At 66.6% G+C, this 15,405-nt stretch carries 16 protein-coding genes; 3 read left to right on the forward strand and 13 right to left on the reverse strand.

What is annotated here, in order from left to right:
* Nucleotides 1-92: 92 nt before the first annotated feature.
* Nucleotides 93-2,852 carry an EAL domain-containing protein gene (locus tag ROV93_RS04790; RefSeq protein WP_072166975.1) on the forward strand — a complete coding sequence of 920 codons (2,760 nt, stop codon included), beginning with the start codon at nucleotides 93-95 and terminating at the stop codon, nucleotides 2,850-2,852.
* 131 nt (nucleotides 2,853-2,983) lie between these two features.
* Here the strand turns inward: ROV93_RS04790 and ROV93_RS04795 are convergent, their stop codons facing one another.
* The 8 genes from ROV93_RS04795 to ROV93_RS04830 all read right to left on the reverse strand — a co-directional run bounded on the left by ROV93_RS04795 (nucleotide 2,984) and on the right by ROV93_RS04830 (nucleotide 8,556).
* The gene (locus tag ROV93_RS04795) at nucleotides 2,984-3,490 is read right to left on the reverse strand and encodes a hypothetical protein (RefSeq protein WP_059034401.1); all 507 of its coding nucleotides are present in this window, start codon (nucleotides 3,488-3,490) and stop codon (nucleotides 2,984-2,986) included.
* Between the two features lie 109 nt (nucleotides 3,491-3,599).
* Nucleotides 3,600-4,064, reverse strand: coding sequence for a hypothetical protein (locus ROV93_RS04800; protein ID WP_072166976.1), 465 nt, complete (start codon nucleotides 4,062-4,064; stop codon nucleotides 3,600-3,602).
* Nucleotides 4,065-4,201: 137 nt separating this feature from the next.
* Entirely contained in the window at nucleotides 4,202-4,417 is a 216-nt protein-coding gene (locus ROV93_RS04805) for a hypothetical protein (protein WP_072166977.1), read from the reverse strand.
* Nucleotides 4,418-4,515: 98 nt separating this feature from the next.
* Nucleotides 4,516-5,706, reverse strand: a complete 1,191-nt coding sequence (locus ROV93_RS04810; protein ID WP_033835503.1) for a methyl-accepting chemotaxis protein — start codon at nucleotides 5,704-5,706, stop codon at nucleotides 4,516-4,518.
* A 162-nt stretch (nucleotides 5,707-5,868) separates the two neighbouring features.
* Nucleotides 5,869-6,483 carry a high frequency lysogenization protein HflD gene (hflD, locus tag ROV93_RS04815; RefSeq protein WP_312538622.1) on the reverse strand — a complete coding sequence of 205 codons (615 nt, stop codon included), beginning with the start codon at nucleotides 6,481-6,483 and terminating at the stop codon, nucleotides 5,869-5,871.
* 12 nt (nucleotides 6,484-6,495) lie between these two features.
* The gene (mnmA, locus tag ROV93_RS04820) at nucleotides 6,496-7,623 is read right to left on the reverse strand and encodes a tRNA 2-thiouridine(34) synthase MnmA (RefSeq protein ID WP_072166978.1); all 1,128 of its coding nucleotides are present in this window, start codon (nucleotides 7,621-7,623) and stop codon (nucleotides 6,496-6,498) included.
* Nucleotides 7,620-8,081 carry an NUDIX hydrolase gene (locus ROV93_RS04825; RefSeq protein WP_072166979.1) on the reverse strand — a complete coding sequence of 154 codons (462 nt, stop codon included), beginning with the start codon at nucleotides 8,079-8,081 and terminating at the stop codon, nucleotides 7,620-7,622. The genes mnmA and ROV93_RS04825 overlap by 4 nt, the downstream gene beginning before the upstream one ends.
* A gap of 1 nt (nucleotide 8,082) precedes the next feature.
* The gene (locus ROV93_RS04830) at nucleotides 8,083-8,556 is read right to left on the reverse strand and encodes a hypothetical protein (RefSeq protein ID WP_005416476.1); all 474 of its coding nucleotides are present in this window, start codon (nucleotides 8,554-8,556) and stop codon (nucleotides 8,083-8,085) included.
* A gap of 112 nt (nucleotides 8,557-8,668) precedes the next feature.
* On the opposite strand from ROV93_RS04830, the gene clpS reads away from it, so the two are divergent.
* Nucleotides 8,669-8,995: an ATP-dependent Clp protease adapter ClpS gene (gene clpS / locus ROV93_RS04835; protein WP_005416477.1), complete on the forward strand. Its 327-nt coding sequence runs from the start codon at nucleotides 8,669-8,671 to the stop codon at nucleotides 8,993-8,995.
* Between the two features lie 175 nt (nucleotides 8,996-9,170).
* On the opposite strand, the gene ROV93_RS04840 is transcribed toward clpS, so the two are convergent.
* Nucleotides 9,171-9,983 (reverse strand): APH(6) family putative aminoglycoside O-phosphotransferase, encoded by an 813-nt coding sequence (locus tag ROV93_RS04840; RefSeq protein ID WP_312538624.1) that lies wholly within the window; start codon nucleotides 9,981-9,983, stop codon nucleotides 9,171-9,173.
* 138 nt (nucleotides 9,984-10,121) lie between these two features.
* Between ROV93_RS04840 and clpA the strand changes: the two genes are divergently transcribed.
* Complete coding sequence (clpA, locus tag ROV93_RS04845) at nucleotides 10,122-12,407, forward strand: ATP-dependent Clp protease ATP-binding subunit ClpA (RefSeq protein ID WP_061478688.1); 2,286 nt, start codon at nucleotides 10,122-10,124, stop codon at nucleotides 12,405-12,407.
* 73 nt (nucleotides 12,408-12,480) lie between these two features.
* Here the strand turns inward: clpA and ROV93_RS04850 are convergent, their stop codons facing one another.
* The 4 genes from ROV93_RS04850 to ROV93_RS04865 form a co-directional block, all read right to left on the reverse strand.
* On the reverse strand, nucleotides 12,481-12,867 hold the full coding sequence (locus tag ROV93_RS04850; protein WP_072166981.1) for a hypothetical protein: 387 nt from the start codon (nucleotides 12,865-12,867) through the stop codon (nucleotides 12,481-12,483).
* A gap of 206 nt (nucleotides 12,868-13,073) precedes the next feature.
* Entirely contained in the window at nucleotides 13,074-13,292 is a 219-nt protein-coding gene (gene infA, locus ROV93_RS04855) for a translation initiation factor IF-1 (RefSeq protein WP_005409596.1), read from the reverse strand.
* An 86-nt stretch (nucleotides 13,293-13,378) separates the two neighbouring features.
* On the reverse strand, nucleotides 13,379-14,119 hold the full coding sequence (aat, locus tag ROV93_RS04860; protein WP_072167134.1) for a leucyl/phenylalanyl-tRNA--protein transferase: 741 nt from the start codon (nucleotides 14,117-14,119) through the stop codon (nucleotides 13,379-13,381).
* A gap of 65 nt (nucleotides 14,120-14,184) precedes the next feature.
* Complete coding sequence (locus ROV93_RS04865) at nucleotides 14,185-15,309, reverse strand: GNAT family N-acetyltransferase (RefSeq protein WP_072166982.1); 1,125 nt, start codon at nucleotides 15,307-15,309, stop codon at nucleotides 14,185-14,187.
* Between the last annotated feature and the right edge of the window lie 96 nt (nucleotides 15,310-15,405).

Below are 15,405 nucleotides of genomic sequence, written 5' to 3' on the forward strand. Positions count from 1 at the left end.
TGCAGCGTGCCGTCACCACTCAATTATCCGCCGCAGGCGCCGTTAACCACTGCGTGCCCCGCTGACGGGCGTGTCATCCGGAGCAAGATCGCGTGGACCAAGGGATCATCGCCAGCCTGCTGCAGCACCCGCTTGCGTCGGCGCTGGTCATCGTCGACCGTACCGGGCGCCCGCTGGCGGCCAATCCGGCCGCGCGCGAGCATGGCCTGCCGGCCACCGTGGCTGCCTATGCGCCGATGCTGGAAGATCTGCGCCTGATGGCCGCCGATGGGGGCATCGTGCCCTGTACGCTGCCGGGCGGCCCGCGCGGCCACTACGACGGTCACCTGCGCGCCGTGCATGACGGTGCCGGCAACCTGCTGGCGTTCACCCTGAGCATTCCCGAGCCGGTGCCGGTCGACGGGGGCGGGCGCTGGGAACTGGCACTGGACAGCGCCGGCCACAGCCTGTGGGACTGGGACATCCCCAGTGACCGGGTGGCGCGCACGCCGTCGCTGGGCGACGAGACGGCCACCGAACTGCTGTCGCGCGTGCACAGCGAGGACATCGACCAGGTGCGTGCCGCGCTCGACGAGCACCTGCGCGGGCGCAGTGAGCAGTACAGTGCACAGTTCCGCTTCCGCCAGGCCGATGGCCAGTGGCGTTGGGTGCTGGATCGTGGCCGCGTGGTCGCGCGCACCGCCGATGGCCAGCCGCTGCGCATGGTCGGCACGCATACCGACATCGAGCAGCAGAAGCAGCTCGAATCGCTGCTGCAGGAACAGCAGCTGCACCTAAGCGAGGCCCAGCGCATCGCCAGCATGGGCAGCTGGTCGTTCGACCCCAACAGCGGGCACTTCTGGTGGTCGCCGGAACTGCGCTCGCTGCTGGCGCTGGAGCACGGCGCCGTGCCCGGCCAGCGGCGCTGGCTGAAGCAGCTGCATCCGCGCTCGCGTGGCGCGTTGCGTGCGGCATGGCGGCGCCTGTGGCGCGATGGTCGTGCCGCCAATCTCGAGCTGGAGCTGACCCGTGGCCATGAGCCATCACAGCACCTGCGGCTGTGGATGCAGCCGCTGCTGGACATGGACGGGCAGCCCAAGCGCCTGCTCGGTCAGGTGCAGAACATCACCGAACAGCACCAGACCGACGCGTTGATTCGCTGGCGCACCGAACTGCTGAACCGGGTTTCCGCGCTGGGCCGCATCGGCGGCTGCGAGATCGAGGTGCAGACCCGGAGCATGCAATGGACCGAGGAATGCTATCGCATCCACGGCCTGCGCAAGGAGCCGATCACCCTCGATCAGGCGATGGCGCTGTATACCGAAGACTCGCGCGATGCGTTCGAGGCGGCGCTGGCCCGCATCGCCAACGGCGGCCTGCCCGAGCAGCTGGACCTGTGCTTCTACCGCCAGTCCGGCCTGCGTGTCTGGGTGCAGGTGCTGATCGAGCTGGATCGTCGTGACGGACTGCCGCCGCGCTTCGTCGTCCTGTTCCGTGACATCACCCGCGAGCGCGAGGCCAACGAGCGCATTGAGCTGCTGGCCCACTACGACCTGCTGACCGGCCTGCCCAATCGCGTGCTGCTCGGCGAACAGACCGCCGAGGCCATCGAGGAGGCGCGTGATCGCGGCACCTCATTGGCGATGCTGTTCATCGACCTGGACGGCTTCAAGACCATCAACGACAGCTTCGGCCACGCCACGGGTGATGCGCTGCTGAAGGCTGCCGCGACCCGCCTGCACCAGAACCTGCGCAACAACGATCTGTTTGGCCGCTTCAGTGGCGACGAGTTCATTGTGGTGCTGCGCGACCTGGCCGAGCCGGAAGACGCCGGCCACGTGGCGCGCAAGCTGATCGCCTCGTTGGCCGAGCCGCTGCGCCGTGGCGAGACCACGTTGAAGGTCGGCGCCAGCGTCGGCATCGCGATGCTGGGCGATGCGCAGACCGATTTCGATTCACTGCTGCGCGCTGCCGACGCCGCCATGTACGCGGCCAAGGAAGCCGGACGCAACACCTACCAGTACTACAGCCAGGATGCCCTGGCCCGCATCCAGCGCAGGCTGGAGCTTGAGCACGCGCTGCACGGTGCGATCGAGCGCGAGGAGTTCAGCCTGGCCTATCAGCCGCTGCTGCATGCCCACCAGGGCGAGCCGCCGGCAATCGAAGCACTGCTGCGCTGGCATCGCCCCGGCATCGGCTATTGCAGCCCGGCCGAGTTCATTCCCATCGCCGAGAAATGCGGCGAGATCGTGCGCATCGGCGACTGGGTTCTGAACGAAGCCTGCCGCCAGGCAACGGCCTGGGACCGGGCAGGACTGCATTTCGACCGCATCGCGGTCAACGTGTCGGCGGTGCAGCTGCGCGACCGTGGCTTCGCCGAACGTGTGATCGAGATCTGCCATGCCCACGGCTGGCCGCCGCAGCGGCTGGAGCTGGAGCTGACCGAATCGGCGCTGATCCGTGACACCGACATCCTGCGCCACTGCTTCGACGTGCTCGAACGACACGGCGTGCCGCTGGCGGTGGACGACTTCGGTACCGGCTTCTCCAACCTCAACTACCTCAACCGCTTCCCGGTGGGTCGCCTGAAGATCGACCGCAGTTTCGTGCAGGGCATGCTGCACGACTCCGGCACGGCCGAAGTGACCCAGGCCATCGTGCACCTGGGCCACGCGCTGGGCATGAAGGTGGTGGCCGAGGGCGTGGAAACGCACCAGGAAGAAGACATGCTACGCCGCCAGGGCTGCGACGAAATCCAGGGTTACCTGTACTCGCGCCCGCTCAGCCCGCGCGACCTGGCGCAGTGGCTGCGTCAGCAGCGTCCGTTACCGATGCGCACCGACGCCAGCAGCGAAGCGGTGCTGGTGCGCTGACCACCCGACGCTGGTAGGTGCCGACCTTGGTCGGCACGAATGCCTGCGCTCGGCGTAACCCCACCCTCGTGGGCATGGATCTTGGTCGGCACCAATGCCTGCACATGCGACCCTCCACGCATGGCGTGGATCTACCTCGAAAATTCCGCCTTCAACTGCATGCGCAGCGTCTCGACAATGTCCGCATAGCGCCGCTTCTGGACCAGATAGCTGGCCAGGAACAGCGGCAGCACCACCAGCAGCGGCGCCACCATCGGGCGCATCGCCACCAGCGGCAACAGCAGCAGCGACAGGATCGCCACGAACCAGCTGCACAGGCCGATCACCCGCACCTCATGCCGTCGCGCGTTGAGCACGACGCGTCCTCGCATCACCGGGAAGTAGCGCAGGCCGAAGCTCGGCGCGAAGCTCTCGCGGAACGCCATGCTGCCGTCGGGTAGCGCATGGAATGCCAGGTGCAGCCATTTGTCCTGCGGCAGGTCACGTTCCAGGCTGCCCAGCGAGAGCCGGGCCTGCATGGCCGGTGACGCCGCGATGCGCTCATTGAACAGGGTGATGCCCCAGCTGAAATAGCCGGCCACCCAGGCCATCAAAAGGACGGTCTCGATCAACAGCACTGCGATGAGGGCGATGGCCATCGGTCTTCCATGAACGGGACCGGGGCATCATGCCATGTGGATGGCCGGCGCTAGCACTGCGGGTTCGAGTGCGAGCAACAAGTCACATGCCTTGCCGGATCGATTTGGCTCAATCCTCTTCCGCCAGATCGCTTAGGTCCAGGATCTGCGGGTTGACGCTGCTGGCTACGATGCTTCTGATCAGCCCCGGGCGGCGGCGAAGCGAGTAGGCGCGTATCGCATGGATGGGGCTGAATTCACACATGGGGTAGCGCGAGTGCCCCACGATGACAGGCCTGTTGAAGTTGACGTCCTTTGGGTCATCAAGTGGCAGGGTCCACTTCCCACCGTGTACCAGCCTGACGGTCTCTCCTAGATATCGGGCGAACACGACCCTCAGAGAGTCCCGCTCATCCTCAGACAGCGTGGCTGCCATCAAGTCATGGAGGTGTTCCAGCCTGTCGAGACTTTCGGGGCTGCTATCCAGTTCAATGCCATGCATTTGAGCCTGCGCAACCAGCCATTCTATCTGGCCGTCCATCAACACCAGGAATCGCTCAAATGCCTCGCGGGCTTCTTCCAGATTGAACGTCATGCAGAGGCCAGAGAGACAGGGGAGGAGTGGGCAGTGTGTCCTCTTCCCCTTCCTCAGGCTATGCAACAAATCCTAAAAGGCGACAGGCGAAGCAGAGATTGCAGATGTCGCGGCACCCATCCACGCATGGCGTGGATCTACTTCAGGGCTTCGCCATCCAACCCCAGGTCCCACGCCAACCCCAGCAGATCGTGGTCGTCCACAGCGGGGGCCGGGCGCGCATCCGCCAGCTGCTGCAGTTCGCGGATCTCCTCACGCGCCACCTCTTCCAGCTTTTGCAGCTGCTCACGCACGCTCGCGTTGCGCGGGCGCTCGGTGTCGGTGAGGGCGGGCAGGGCGCGGATCAGGGTCATGGTGCGCGTACAGGATGCATCCAGCGGCGGGTTACAGGCAAAGGCCCCGGACGAACCGGGGCCTTGCGGGCTGCCGGCGAGGGCAGCGGACATCAGGATCAGAACAGCTCTACCGTGCCGGCACCCATGCTCTGCTGGGCAACCGGCTTGTGCGGCGGGCGTTCCCATTCGCTGCGCAGTTCGCGCAGGCGGTTGCCGGTGCGCTGCAGGGCCGTGGCGATCTCCTCGTCGAACACGCCGCCATTGCGGTGCAGCAGCTCCTGCAGGGCCACCGCTTCGCGGTTGATCGCGGTCAGACGGTCCAGGTGGGTGTGCACGCCGCCCAGCGCCTGGGTGGCGATGTCTTCGAACTGCAGGGCGCGCACGGCTTCAGCCACGCTGCCATCGATCGCGCGGGCGCACTCGGACACTTCGCGCATGCCGTCGCCGAGCGAGGCATTGATCTGCGCGACGTTGTCGAGCATTGCCGCCGCTTCCTGGCGCGCTTCGCGGGAACGGTCCATGTCACGCGAGGCCATGTGCGAGACCGTCTCGCGCACCTTGGCGATGGCGTCCTTGGAGCTGTGCGCCAGCTTGCGGATCTGCTCGTTGAAGGTGGTCGAGCGCTCGGACAGGTTGCGCACTTCGTCGGCGACCACCGCGAAGCCTCGGCCGGCTTCACCGGCACGCGCGGCTTCGATGGCGGCGTTCAGCGCCAGCAGGTTGGTCTGGTCGGCGATCGACTTGACGTCTTCCAGCAGCGCGAAGATGCCATCCAGGTGCTGTGCCATCTGGTCGATGTGCTGCACGGTGGTGCTGCTCTGGCCGCTCACCTGTTCCAGCGCTTCCACCAGCTGTTCCATGCGGTGGCTGGCGTGCTGGGCGAAACGGGCAACGTCGAGGCCGGCATTGCCTTCATCGCCGGCGCGGTCGACGATACGCGACAGGGCCTGGCTCTGCTGGCGCGACTTGCGGTTCATCGCATCGAAGCTGCCACCGAGGCTGGAGACCGCCTGGCGGATCAGGTCACGGGCGCGTTCCACTTCGCCGCGCGAACCCTCGATCTCGTTGCCGACGAAATTGCGCAGTTCGGTCAGCAGCTGGTCCTGCTCACGCAGGACACGGGCGTGTTCCGGGGAACGGTGTGCCTGAGCGCGGGTGGTCCACCACGCAAAGCCGAGCCAGCTCAGCGTCATCGTGGTCAGGATCGCCCATCGCAGGGCGGCCGGCCATTCGAATCCGATGGCGAAGGGGAGCAGCAGGGTCAGAGCCAGGGGGGCGGCCAGACGGATGAAAATGCGTGAGTACATGGACGTTCTCGGGAGGTGCACGGAGGATGTATCGGCCGTACCCCCTTTCTCTTTAACGTCGATGTGCCTGGAAGTGCATTCTGAATGCGCCGGATTTCCGGCGCCTGTGCGGTCTCGGGGTCGGATCCCTTTTCCATGGGAAAGGGCTCTGACCCCACACCCTCAGGCCAGCAGGCGGTCCACGGCCTCGATCATCGTCTTTCGCCCGAACAGGAAGTCCCAGTAGCTGCCGCCCAGCTGGCGCCACAGCACTGCCGAGCGCACCGCCGCCAACAGCAGGGCACGGATCTCGGCCACCACGCCGGCCTGGCCGAGGTAGTGCGGGTTGCCCTGTACCATCACCCGCGGCTTGAGGTGGCTGATGGTGTCCGCGTACAGGCTTCCCAGGCTGGCCAGCACATCCGGGTGGCCGCTGTCGCCCAGTTCGGTGGCCTGGCGCTGGGCACGCTCGATGCCCGAAGCAACCTTGTTCACGGTGGCGCCATCCTGAACGAAGCGGCGCTCCAGCTGCAGCACCGACAGCGCCAGCTTCGGCAGGATCGGATCCTGGCCCTGGTTGCGGAAGTAGTTGTGCAGCAGGCGCAGCCCGGCCTTCAGTGCATGGCGGTCACCGAACACCGCCTGCGGCGAGGACGCATCGACACGGAACACGCTGTCCACGGCGGTGCGCACGGCGGCGGCGTCGGAATGGCCGGTATCGGCGATGCGGCGTACCTGCTGCAGGGCCTGGGCAATGCCGGCCAGGGCCAGGACGCGGTCGTCGACAGTGAAACTCATGCAGCGATTACCTCAAAAGGGGGAGGGGGTGGTGCGCAGGCGCTGTTCCAGCGGCGCATCGGTGGCGGCGATCACCGCGCCACCCAGGCACACATCACCGTCATACAGCACCAGCGATTGACCGGGGGTAACGGCGCGCTGCGGGCGCGCGAAGGTGACCAGCACGCTGCCATCGTCCAGCACGTTGACCGTACACGGCTCATCGGGCTGTCGGTAGCGGGTCTGGGCGGTGCATTCGAAGCGCCGCGCGGGTGGCGAGCCCGCGATCCAATGCGCCGGCTCCGAGCGCAGGCGCTCGGACAGCATCCATGGGCTGTCGCGGTCCTGGTCGACGTACAGCACGTTGTTGGCCACATCCTTGCCGACCACGTACCACGGTGCGGCCGGGCGGCCGCGTACGCCGCCGATGTTCAGGCCCTCGCGCTGGCCCAGGGTGAAATAGAACACGCCCGGATGTTCGGCGATCACGCTGCCGTCGGCCGGGTCGAGGATCTGGCCGGGCCTGGCCGGCAGGTAGCGGCCGAGGAACTCGCGGAAATCCCGCTCGCCGATGAAGCAGATGCCGGTGGAGTCCTTCTTGGCATGGGTCGGCAGGCCGACGTCGCGCGCAATCCGGCGCAGGTCGGTCTTCTCCAGGTCGCCGATCGGGAACAGGGTGGCCGCCAGCTGCTCCTGGCCCAGCTGGTGCAGGAAGTAGCTCTGGTCCTTGGAACGGTCGGCGCCGCGCAGCAGCAGCCACTGGTGGCCGCGCTGGGTCACCCGCGCGTAGTGGCCGGTGGCGATGCGCTCGGCGCCCAGCTCGCGGGCGGCATCCAGGAAATGCTTGAACTTCACCTCGCGGTTGCACAGCACGTCCGGGTTCGGCGTGCGGCCAGCGGCGTATTCGGCCAGGAAGTGCTCGAACACGCCCTGCCAGTACTCACTGGAAAAGTCCCGGAAGTGGAACGGGATACCGAGCAGGCCGCATACGGCGACCGCATCGCGGCGGTCATCCTCGGCGCGGCAGTCACCGCTGCCGTCGTCGGCCCAGTTCTGCATGAACAGGCCGGCCACGGCCTCGCCCTGCTGGACCAGGCGCCAGGCGGCGACCGAAGAGTCGACACCACCCGAGACGCCCACCACCACGCGCGGCGTGCTCATGCGACCTCCCGGACCAGCGAAAGCGGATGGCGCTGGCCACCCAGGTAATCCGCCACCACCTGCCAGACCAGCGGGCTGCGCTGGCGCTCACCGGCAGCCTGCAGCTCGGCCGGGGTCAGCCACAGCGCGCGGTCGATGCCGGTATCCAGCGGTTGGGCCGGGTCGTGCGAGACCGGGCGCGCTGCGTAGCAGAAGCGCAGGAAGGCGGTGCCGTCGCCGGCAGTCCACTGGTAGCAGCCGATGAAATGGGTCAGCTGCACGGTCCAGCCGGTTTCCTCCCGGGTCTCGCGCAGGGCTGCCTCGGCCAGGCTTTCGCCTGGCTCGAGGTGGCCGGCCGGCTGGTTCAGCACCTGGCGGCCTTCAATGGTCTCTTCGACCAGCAGCACGCGGCCGCCGTCAACCACTACCGTGGCGACGGTGGCGTGCGGTGCCCAGCGCGGGTCCGGCGTGGCGTTCAACTCAGAACTCGTCCTTCTTGGTCAGCTCCAGCTCCATCGCGTCGGCGGTGCGGATGGCCGCATCGATGGCGTCGCTGAGCTGGTCCGGGGTGGCATCGGCGTCGATCTTGACCACGAACATGGCGGTGGTGTCCTGCTTCACCCAGCCGCCCATCTTGGCGTCCTGCGAATCTTCCAGCAGGCGGTTGGCCACGGCCACCGGGAACTGCTTGGTCTTGGCGTTGTAGGCCGGCGACCAGATCTCGCGGATGTTGTGGCTGCCGAAATCCTCCACCGCCGAGCGCACGTAGACCATCTGGGTGCGGTCACCCTCGACGTCGAAGACCATGCGGTAGTCGCCATCCTCGTCGACTTCGTAGGTATAGCCCAGCTTGTCCAGGTGGCGGGCCACGGACTTGTCGGCGCTGGTTGCGGCAGTGGCAGAGCCGGCAGCGGCCAGCGCGATCAGCAGGGCGGGAAGAAGGGTCCTTTTCATGAAGATCCTGTGAAACAGTGTTGGGAGAGGATGCAATTGTGACGGTGGGCGTGCGTGCCGTCCAATCTGCGGCGGGCCGACGCAGGCCTGCCCGAGCCCCTATAATGGACGGATGCCCCATGAGTCCTCCCCCGATTCCCAGCACGAGCACGGCGTTGCCGTAGAGCCCGCGCGCCCGGAAGTGGCGCCGCCGCCGTTCTACCAGGTGATGCTGCTCAACGACGACTACACCCCGATGGATTTCGTGGTGGATGTGCTGCAGCAGTTCTTCAGCATGGACCTGGACAAGGCCACCCAGGTGATGCTGCACGTCCACACCCGCGGCCGCGGCGTCTGCGGTGTCTTCACCCGTGAAGTGGCGGAGACCAAGGTTGCCCAGGTCAACGAGTACTCGCGGATGAACCAGCATCCGCTGCTGTGCACGATGGAAAAGGCCTGACCGGCTGGCGATTCTCGTCCGGGCACAACGATCCCGGACCCAGTGTGCCCACCAAGGCGGGCACCTACCGAAGCAGAGGCCTGCGGAGCCGAGCCTGCGCTCGGCTGCTTTTCGTTCAGATGTTCCGCATTCCCGGAAGCACAGTCGAGCATGGGCTCGGCTCTACAGGTCGAGATCACCCCGCCGCCAGCGCCTCCAGCGCCATCCGCGCCACGGCCTCGTCGACCTCGGCAGGGTCGCCATCATCCCTGAACCATACCGCCGACAGCCCCGCACTGGCCGCGATCCAGCGCAGCAGGCGCGTACGTTCCAGGCCGGCCAGCGCAGTGACCTGTTCCAGCCGTGCGGCAAACCGCTCGGGCCGCGTCGCAACGTGGATGCCCGGGCCGCAGAGATCCGGGTTGCTGAACAGCGTCGTGTAATCGAACGCACGGTCGCCCAGCAGCCGCTTCGGGTCGATCGCCAGCCAGCCGCGCGCGCCGAAATCCAGCACGTTGTCGTGGTGCAGGTCGCCGTGCAGCGGCCGGATCTCCTGTTCGTCACGCAGCAGCCCCTCCGCCAGTGATCTGCACTGTTCCAGCAGTGGCGGCAGCGCGGCCCTTGGCTGCAGCAGATCGGCGAACCATGTACGCAGGCAGACCAGTTCCGCTGGCGGCGCGCTCCGTGGCCGGTGCAGCCGTTGCAGGACCTGGCACAGGATCGTGGCGCAGGCCTCATCGTCGCCCTCGATCGAGCGTTGCCGCAGCGAGTCGCCGCCGGCACGTTCGATCAGGATCGCCGGCCCGGCGTGGGCCAGCAGGCGGGCAGCGCCATCGCCGTCCCACCAGCGCAGCAGGCGATGGCTGTTCTGCTCCTCCGCTTCGCTGCTGATCTTCAGCATCGCCGGCTCGCCGGCAGCGGTCAGCACCGGCCAGAGCCGGGCGTGAGGTGTTTCGATGGCCGGGCCATCACGCCGCAATCGCCAGCGGCTCAGGTAGGGTTCGCTCATGCCGATTGAGGTCTTCTGGAGTGAACGAAGATCAAGCGTTCTGCAGTGCTAACGCCATCTGAACGCAGCAATCCGCTAGGGTGATGGAAATCGCGTAGTCAGGCCGCATATTGTTCCCATCTGCCGCCGGAGTAATCCATGTTCAGCAAAGACCTCGAACACACCATCGGCCAGTGCTACAAGCGCGCCCGTGAGGCCCGGCATGAGTTCATGACGGTCGAACACCTGCTGTTGGCACTGCTCGACAACCCGTCCGCCCAGGCCGTCCTGAAAGCCTGTGGTGCCGACGCCGAACGCCTGCGCCAGGAGCTGGAGCAGGCCATCGAGGCCTCGGTGTCACGCCTGGCCGAAGATGACGGCCGTGACACCCAGCCGACCCTGGGCTTCCAGCGGGTGCTGCAGCGGGCCGTGTACCACGTGCAGTCCTCGGGCAAGAAGGAGGTCACCGGCGCCAACGTGCTGGTCGCCATCTTCGGCGAAAAGGACTCCCACGCCGTCTACTACCTCAACCAGCAGGACGTGACCCGGCTGGATGTGGTCAATTACCTGTCCCACGGCATCGCCAAGCTGGGCGAGGAAGGCGAGCAGCCGTCCTCCTCCTCCGACGGCGAGGGCCGCATGGAAGGCGGGGAGGGCGAGCCGAAGGGTGATGCCCTGACCGAGTTCGCCAGCAACCTCAACGAACAGGCCCGGTCCGGCCGCATCGATCCCCTGGTCGGTCGTGGCGACGAGATCGAGCGCACCATCCAGGTCCTGTGCCGCCGCCGCAAGAACAACCCGCTGTACGTGGGCGAGGCCGGCGTGGGCAAGACCGCCATCGCCGAGGGCCTGGCCCGCCGCATCGTCGAGGGCTCGGTACCCGACGTGCTGGCCGACGCGGTGATCTACTCGCTCGACCTAGGTGCGCTGGTGGCCGGCACCAAGTACCGCGGCGACTTCGAGAAGCGGCTGAAGGGTGTGTTGACCGCGCTGAAGAAGGTGCCCAACGCAGTGCTGTTCATCGACGAGATCCACACCATCATCGGCGCCGGCTCGGCTTCGGGCGGCACCATGGATGCGTCCAACCTGATCAAGCCGGCGCTGGCCTCCGGCGAGCTGCGCTGCATCGGTTCAACCACTTTCCAGGAATACCGCGGCATCTTCGAGAAGGACCGGGCGCTGGCCCGCCGTTTCCAGAAGATCGATATCGTCGAGCCTACCGTGGGCGAGACCTACGAGATCCTGCAGGGCCTGAAGTCCAAGTACGAGCTGCACCACAGCGTGACCTATTCGGATGAAGCGCTGCAGGCTGCGGTGGACTTGTCGGTGAAGCACATCGGCGACCGCCTGCTGCCGGACAAGGCCATCGACGTGATCGACGAGGCCGGTGCCCGCCAGCGCCTGCTGCCGGAAGGCCAGCGCAAGGAGCTGATCGACGTCGAGGAAGTGGAGGCGATCGTGGCCAAGATGGCGCGCATCCCGACCAAGCAGGTCAGTGCCACCGACAAGGATGTGCTGCAGCACCTGGAGCGCAACCTGAAGATGGTGATCTTCGGGCAGGATCCGGCCATCGAGACGCTGTCCTCGGCAATCAAGCTGGCCCGCTCGGGCCTGGGCAACCCGGAGAAGCCGATCGGCAACTTCCTGTTCGCCGGCCCGACCGGTGTCGGCAAGACCGAGGTGACCAAGCAGCTGGCGCTGCAGCTGGGCATCGAGCTGGTCCGCTTCGACATGTCCGAGTACATGGAGCCGCATTCGATCAGCCGCCTGATCGGTGCCCCTCCGGGCTACGTCGGGTTCGACCAAGGTGGCCTGCTGACCGAGAAGATCGTCAAGACGCCGCACTGCGTGCTGCTGCTGGACGAAATCGAGAAGGCGCACCCGGACATCTTCAACATCCTGTTGCAGGTGATGGACCGCGGCGTGCTGACCGATACCAACGGTCGTGAGGCCAACTTCAAGAACGTGGTGCTGGTGATGACCACCAATGCCGGCGCGGCGCAGGCCTCGCGGCGCTCGATCGGCTTCACCAAGCAGGACCACGCCACCGACGCGATGGAGACCATCCGCCGCAGCTTCACCCCGGAATTCCGCAACCGCCTCGATGCGGTGGTGCAGTTCCAGGCGCTGGGCTTCGAGCACATCCTGCGCGTGGTCGACAAGTTCCTGATCGAGCTGGAGATGCTGCTGCAGGACAAGCACGTCAGCCTTTCGGCCACGCCAACCGCGCGCGACTGGCTGGCACACCACGGCTTCGACCCGCTGATGGGTGCGCGTCCGATGGCCCGGGTGATCCAGGACAGGATCAAGCGTCCGCTGGCCGACGAGCTGCTGTTCGGCAAGCTGGTCAACGGCGGCAAGGTGAGCATCGATGTGCGCGACGACGAGCTGGTGGTCGAAACCCAGGCCGAACCGGAGCGCCTGCTGCCGGTCACCGTGGAATGAACTGACCCCCCGGCCGGTTTCGGCGGACCTGAAATGACAAGGGCGGCTTCGGCCGCCCTTGTTGTACGCGACGTCAGCGGCTGCGCTGGCGGGCTTTCTTCTTGAAGGTTGCCTCGTCAACTGGTTCGATCTGCGACACGATGCAGCGGCTGGAATCGGTGTTCAGCTGGCTGCGGCCGGCAGCGCACAGCAGGCCCTGCTGGCCGTCCGTGGCGAAGCTCAGTTTCCGCGAGTAGCCTGCCGCCGAGCAGTCGTCCTGGAAATGCACGAGGTAGTGGTCCTGGCCATTGCGCAGCAGGATGTTGCGCGAGGCGCCGGCGCGCACCAGTTGCTGGTCGCTGCCCAGTTGGATGCAGTCAGCGGCGTTCGCCGCAGCGGGGGCATCGGCGGCGTGCGCAGGCAGCGCGCTGGCGGACACGGCAAGGGCGACGAGCAGAGCGGTCAGCGGGAGCATGTTCATGGCAGGGCAGGGGGGGGGGGGCGGTCCGGACTGGACCGGGTCCCACGATGCTGCTACGGATGCAGATGCGAATCTGCCGCAAGCAGGGCTGACCGACGTCACGGTGAGTTCGGTCACGATGACCTCCGGCAGGGCCGGATTGCAGGCATGACAAAAGGCCAGCAACCAGGGCTGGCCTTGTCGAAGTGGCGCAGCGCGCCGACCGCTTACTTCATGCGGTAGGTGATACGACCCTTGGTCAGGTCGTACGGGGTCATTTCAACCTTGACCCGGTCACCGGTGAGGATGCGGATGTAGTTCTTGCGCATGCGGCCGGAGATGTGGGCGATGATTTCGTGCCCATTTTCCAGACGAACGCGGAAAGTGGTGTTCGGCAGCGTCTCGCTGACGGTGCCCTCGAACTCGATGGAATCGTCTTTCGACATGTAGTCCTGTGCGGTTCAGAAAACGGCCACGCTGGGCCTAAGGCGCGGTATTTTACGCGTGACCGGCCCAGCTTGCAAAGTTTGTGTTAACCGCCGGCCAAATGCCGGGCTGGCAAGCGTCCGACGGCCTGTGTCCACGAGCCTTCACGGCCGTCATGGCGCACGGCCTGGCGCACGTGCTGCAGGAATTCCGAGCGCGGCAGGTGTTCGGCGCCCATCCGCAGCAGGTGCGGATTTTCCACCTGGGCGTCGATCAGCTCCCAGCCCCAGCCGTGAATCGTGGACGCCAGTGCCGCCAGCGCGATCTTGGAACCCCCGCTGGCGCCGCTGAACATGCTCTCGCCGAAGAACATCGACCCGATGGCCACCCCGTAGATGCCGCCGACCAGCGACTGACGGTCCCAGACTTCGAACGAATGGGCGAAGCCGAGGTCGTGCAACTGGCTGTAGGCCTCGACCATCGCCGGGCTGATCCAGGTGCCGTCCTGGCCGGGCCGAGGTGCCGCCGCACAGGCGCGCATCACCTGGCTGAAGGCGGTGTCGGCGGTGACCTCCCACTTGGTGCCGCGCAGGTGGCGGCGGAAGCGGCTGGACAGGTGCACGCCATCGGTGCGGAACACCATTCGCGGATCAGGCGACCACCACAGGATCGGCTCGCCCTCGCTGAACCACGGAAAGATGCCGCCGGCGTAGGCGTTGAGCAGGCGCGCTGGATGCAGGTCACCACCCACCGCGAGCAGGCCGTCGGGCTGGTGCAGGGCGGTCTCGGCCGGAGGGAAGGGCGCGTCCGGCGCATCGGCCAGGCGCCAGGGCAGCTGACGGGTCATGCCGGCATTGTAGTCGTCGCGGCCCCGCGCGAATGCCGCGGTAGATGCCAACCCTGGTTGGCTGGTCACCCGTCCGCGCGAAATGGGCTGTGCCCCAGCAGCTCCTGCCGGTACCGCCGCACATCGCGCCGCTCCTGCCGGCACCACTCCTGCAACGCCTCGGCGAAATCCGCGTCGGCCACCCAATGCCGACTGCGCACCAGTGCTGGCAGGAAGCCGCGCGCCAGTTTGTGCTCGCCCTGGGCGCCCGGCTCGAAACGGCTCAGGCCTTCGCGCAGGCAGTATTCGATGCCCTGGTAGTAGCAGGCTTCGAAATGCAGGCCGGGCAATGTGGCGCCGCCCCAGTAGCGACCGTACAGCGCGTCACCACCGCGCAGGCAAAGTGCGCCGGCAATCGGCTGGCCTTCCTGCTCGGCCAGGAACAGCACCAGCCCGCGTCCCAATGAAATGGCCAGATGGCGCAGGAAGGCCTCGGTCAGCGCCGGGGCATTGCCGTACTCAAGGAAGGTCTGCAGGTAGAAGCGGTACATCGCCTGCAGGTCGGCGCGGCCGGCTTCATCGCCGTGTACCACGCGGAAGCTGATGCCCTGGCGGGTGACCTTGGCCCGTTCCTGGCGGATGTTCTTCCGATGCTTGTGGTTCATCGCACCGAGGAACTGCTCGAATGTCGCCCAGTCACCCGGGTTCTGCCACTGGAACTGCACGTCCTCGCGCAGCAGCCAGTCCTCGCCGAACAGGGCCTCGTCCACTGCGGTGTGGAAGTTGATATGGGCCGATGACACCTCCAGTGCTGGCAGTGCGTCGCGCAACGCCGACAGCAGCGTGGTGCGCTCTGAATCGTGACGGGCCAGCAGGCGCGGCCCGGTGACCGGCGAGTACGGCACCGCGCCCAGCCACTTCGGGTAGTAGTCGCGGCCATGCCGGGCATAGGCGTTGGCCCAGGCATGGTCGAACACGAATTCGCCGTGGGAGTTGGTCTTCAGGTAGCCCGGAATGGCGCCGATCAGGCGCTCGCCCTCCCAAAGCGTGAAGTGCCGGGGTTGCCAGCCCCAGTCCTCGCGCAGGCAGCCGTGCTGTTCCAGGCCTGAGAGGAAGGCGTGGCTGACGAACGGATTCTGGCCGTCGTGCAGGGCGTCCCAGTCGGTGGCGGGAATGGACTGCAGGGAGTCGAGGAAGCGGGCGGAGGGCATGGTTGGCAAGGATAGGCCAGGTGGATCGCGAACGGTGCTGGCGGGGCTGGGTTGGTTTGTTCTGGTTACGGATGAGGAAAGTTTGAAGTCTCCATC

The sequence above is a fragment of the Stenotrophomonas maltophilia group sp. msm4 genome, from assembly GCF_032025605.1.
Taxonomy (GTDB): domain Bacteria; phylum Pseudomonadota; class Gammaproteobacteria; order Xanthomonadales; family Xanthomonadaceae; genus Stenotrophomonas; species Stenotrophomonas sepilia.

Bases quoted from the DNA above. Each gene is read 5' to 3' on its own strand.
- ROV93_RS04795 (WP_059034401.1), bottom strand. From the start codon at position 3,490: ATGGCCATCGCCCTCATCGCAGTGCTGTTGATCGAGACCGTCCTTTTG.
- ROV93_RS04800 (WP_072166976.1), bottom strand. From the start codon at position 4,064: ATGACGTTCAATCTGGAAGAAGCCCGCGAGGCATTTGAGCGATTCCTG.
- ROV93_RS04805 (WP_072166977.1), bottom strand. From the start codon at position 4,417: ATGACCCTGATCCGCGCCCTGCCCGCCCTCACCGACACCGAGCGCCCG.
- ROV93_RS04810 (WP_033835503.1), bottom strand. From the start codon at position 5,706: ATGTACTCACGCATTTTCATCCGTCTGGCCGCCCCCCTGGCTCTGACC.
- hflD (WP_312538622.1), bottom strand. From the start codon at position 6,483: ATGAGTTTCACTGTCGACGACCGCGTCCTGGCCCTGGCCGGCATTGCC.
- mnmA (WP_072166978.1), bottom strand. From the start codon at position 7,623: ATGAGCACGCCGCGCGTGGTGGTGGGCGTCTCGGGTGGTGTCGACTCT.
- ROV93_RS04830 (WP_005416476.1), bottom strand. From the start codon at position 8,556: ATGAAAAGGACCCTTCTTCCCGCCCTGCTGATCGCGCTGGCCGCTGCC.
- clpS (WP_005416477.1), top strand. From the start codon at position 8,669: ATGCCCCATGAGTCCTCCCCCGATTCCCAGCACGAGCACGGCGTTGCC.
- ROV93_RS04840 (WP_312538624.1), bottom strand. From the start codon at position 9,983: ATGAGCGAACCCTACCTGAGCCGCTGGCGATTGCGGCGTGATGGCCCG.
- clpA (WP_061478688.1), top strand. From the start codon at position 10,122: ATGTTCAGCAAAGACCTCGAACACACCATCGGCCAGTGCTACAAGCGC.
- ROV93_RS04850 (WP_072166981.1), bottom strand. From the start codon at position 12,867: ATGAACATGCTCCCGCTGACCGCTCTGCTCGTCGCCCTTGCCGTGTCC.
- infA (WP_005409596.1), bottom strand. From the start codon at position 13,292: ATGTCGAAAGACGATTCCATCGAGTTCGAGGGCACCGTCAGCGAGACG.
- aat (WP_072167134.1), bottom strand. From the start codon at position 14,119: ATGACCCGTCAGCTGCCCTGGCGCCTGGCCGATGCGCCGGACGCGCCC.
- ROV93_RS04865 (WP_072166982.1), bottom strand. From the start codon at position 15,309: ATGCCCTCCGCCCGCTTCCTCGACTCCCTGCAGTCCATTCCCGCCACC.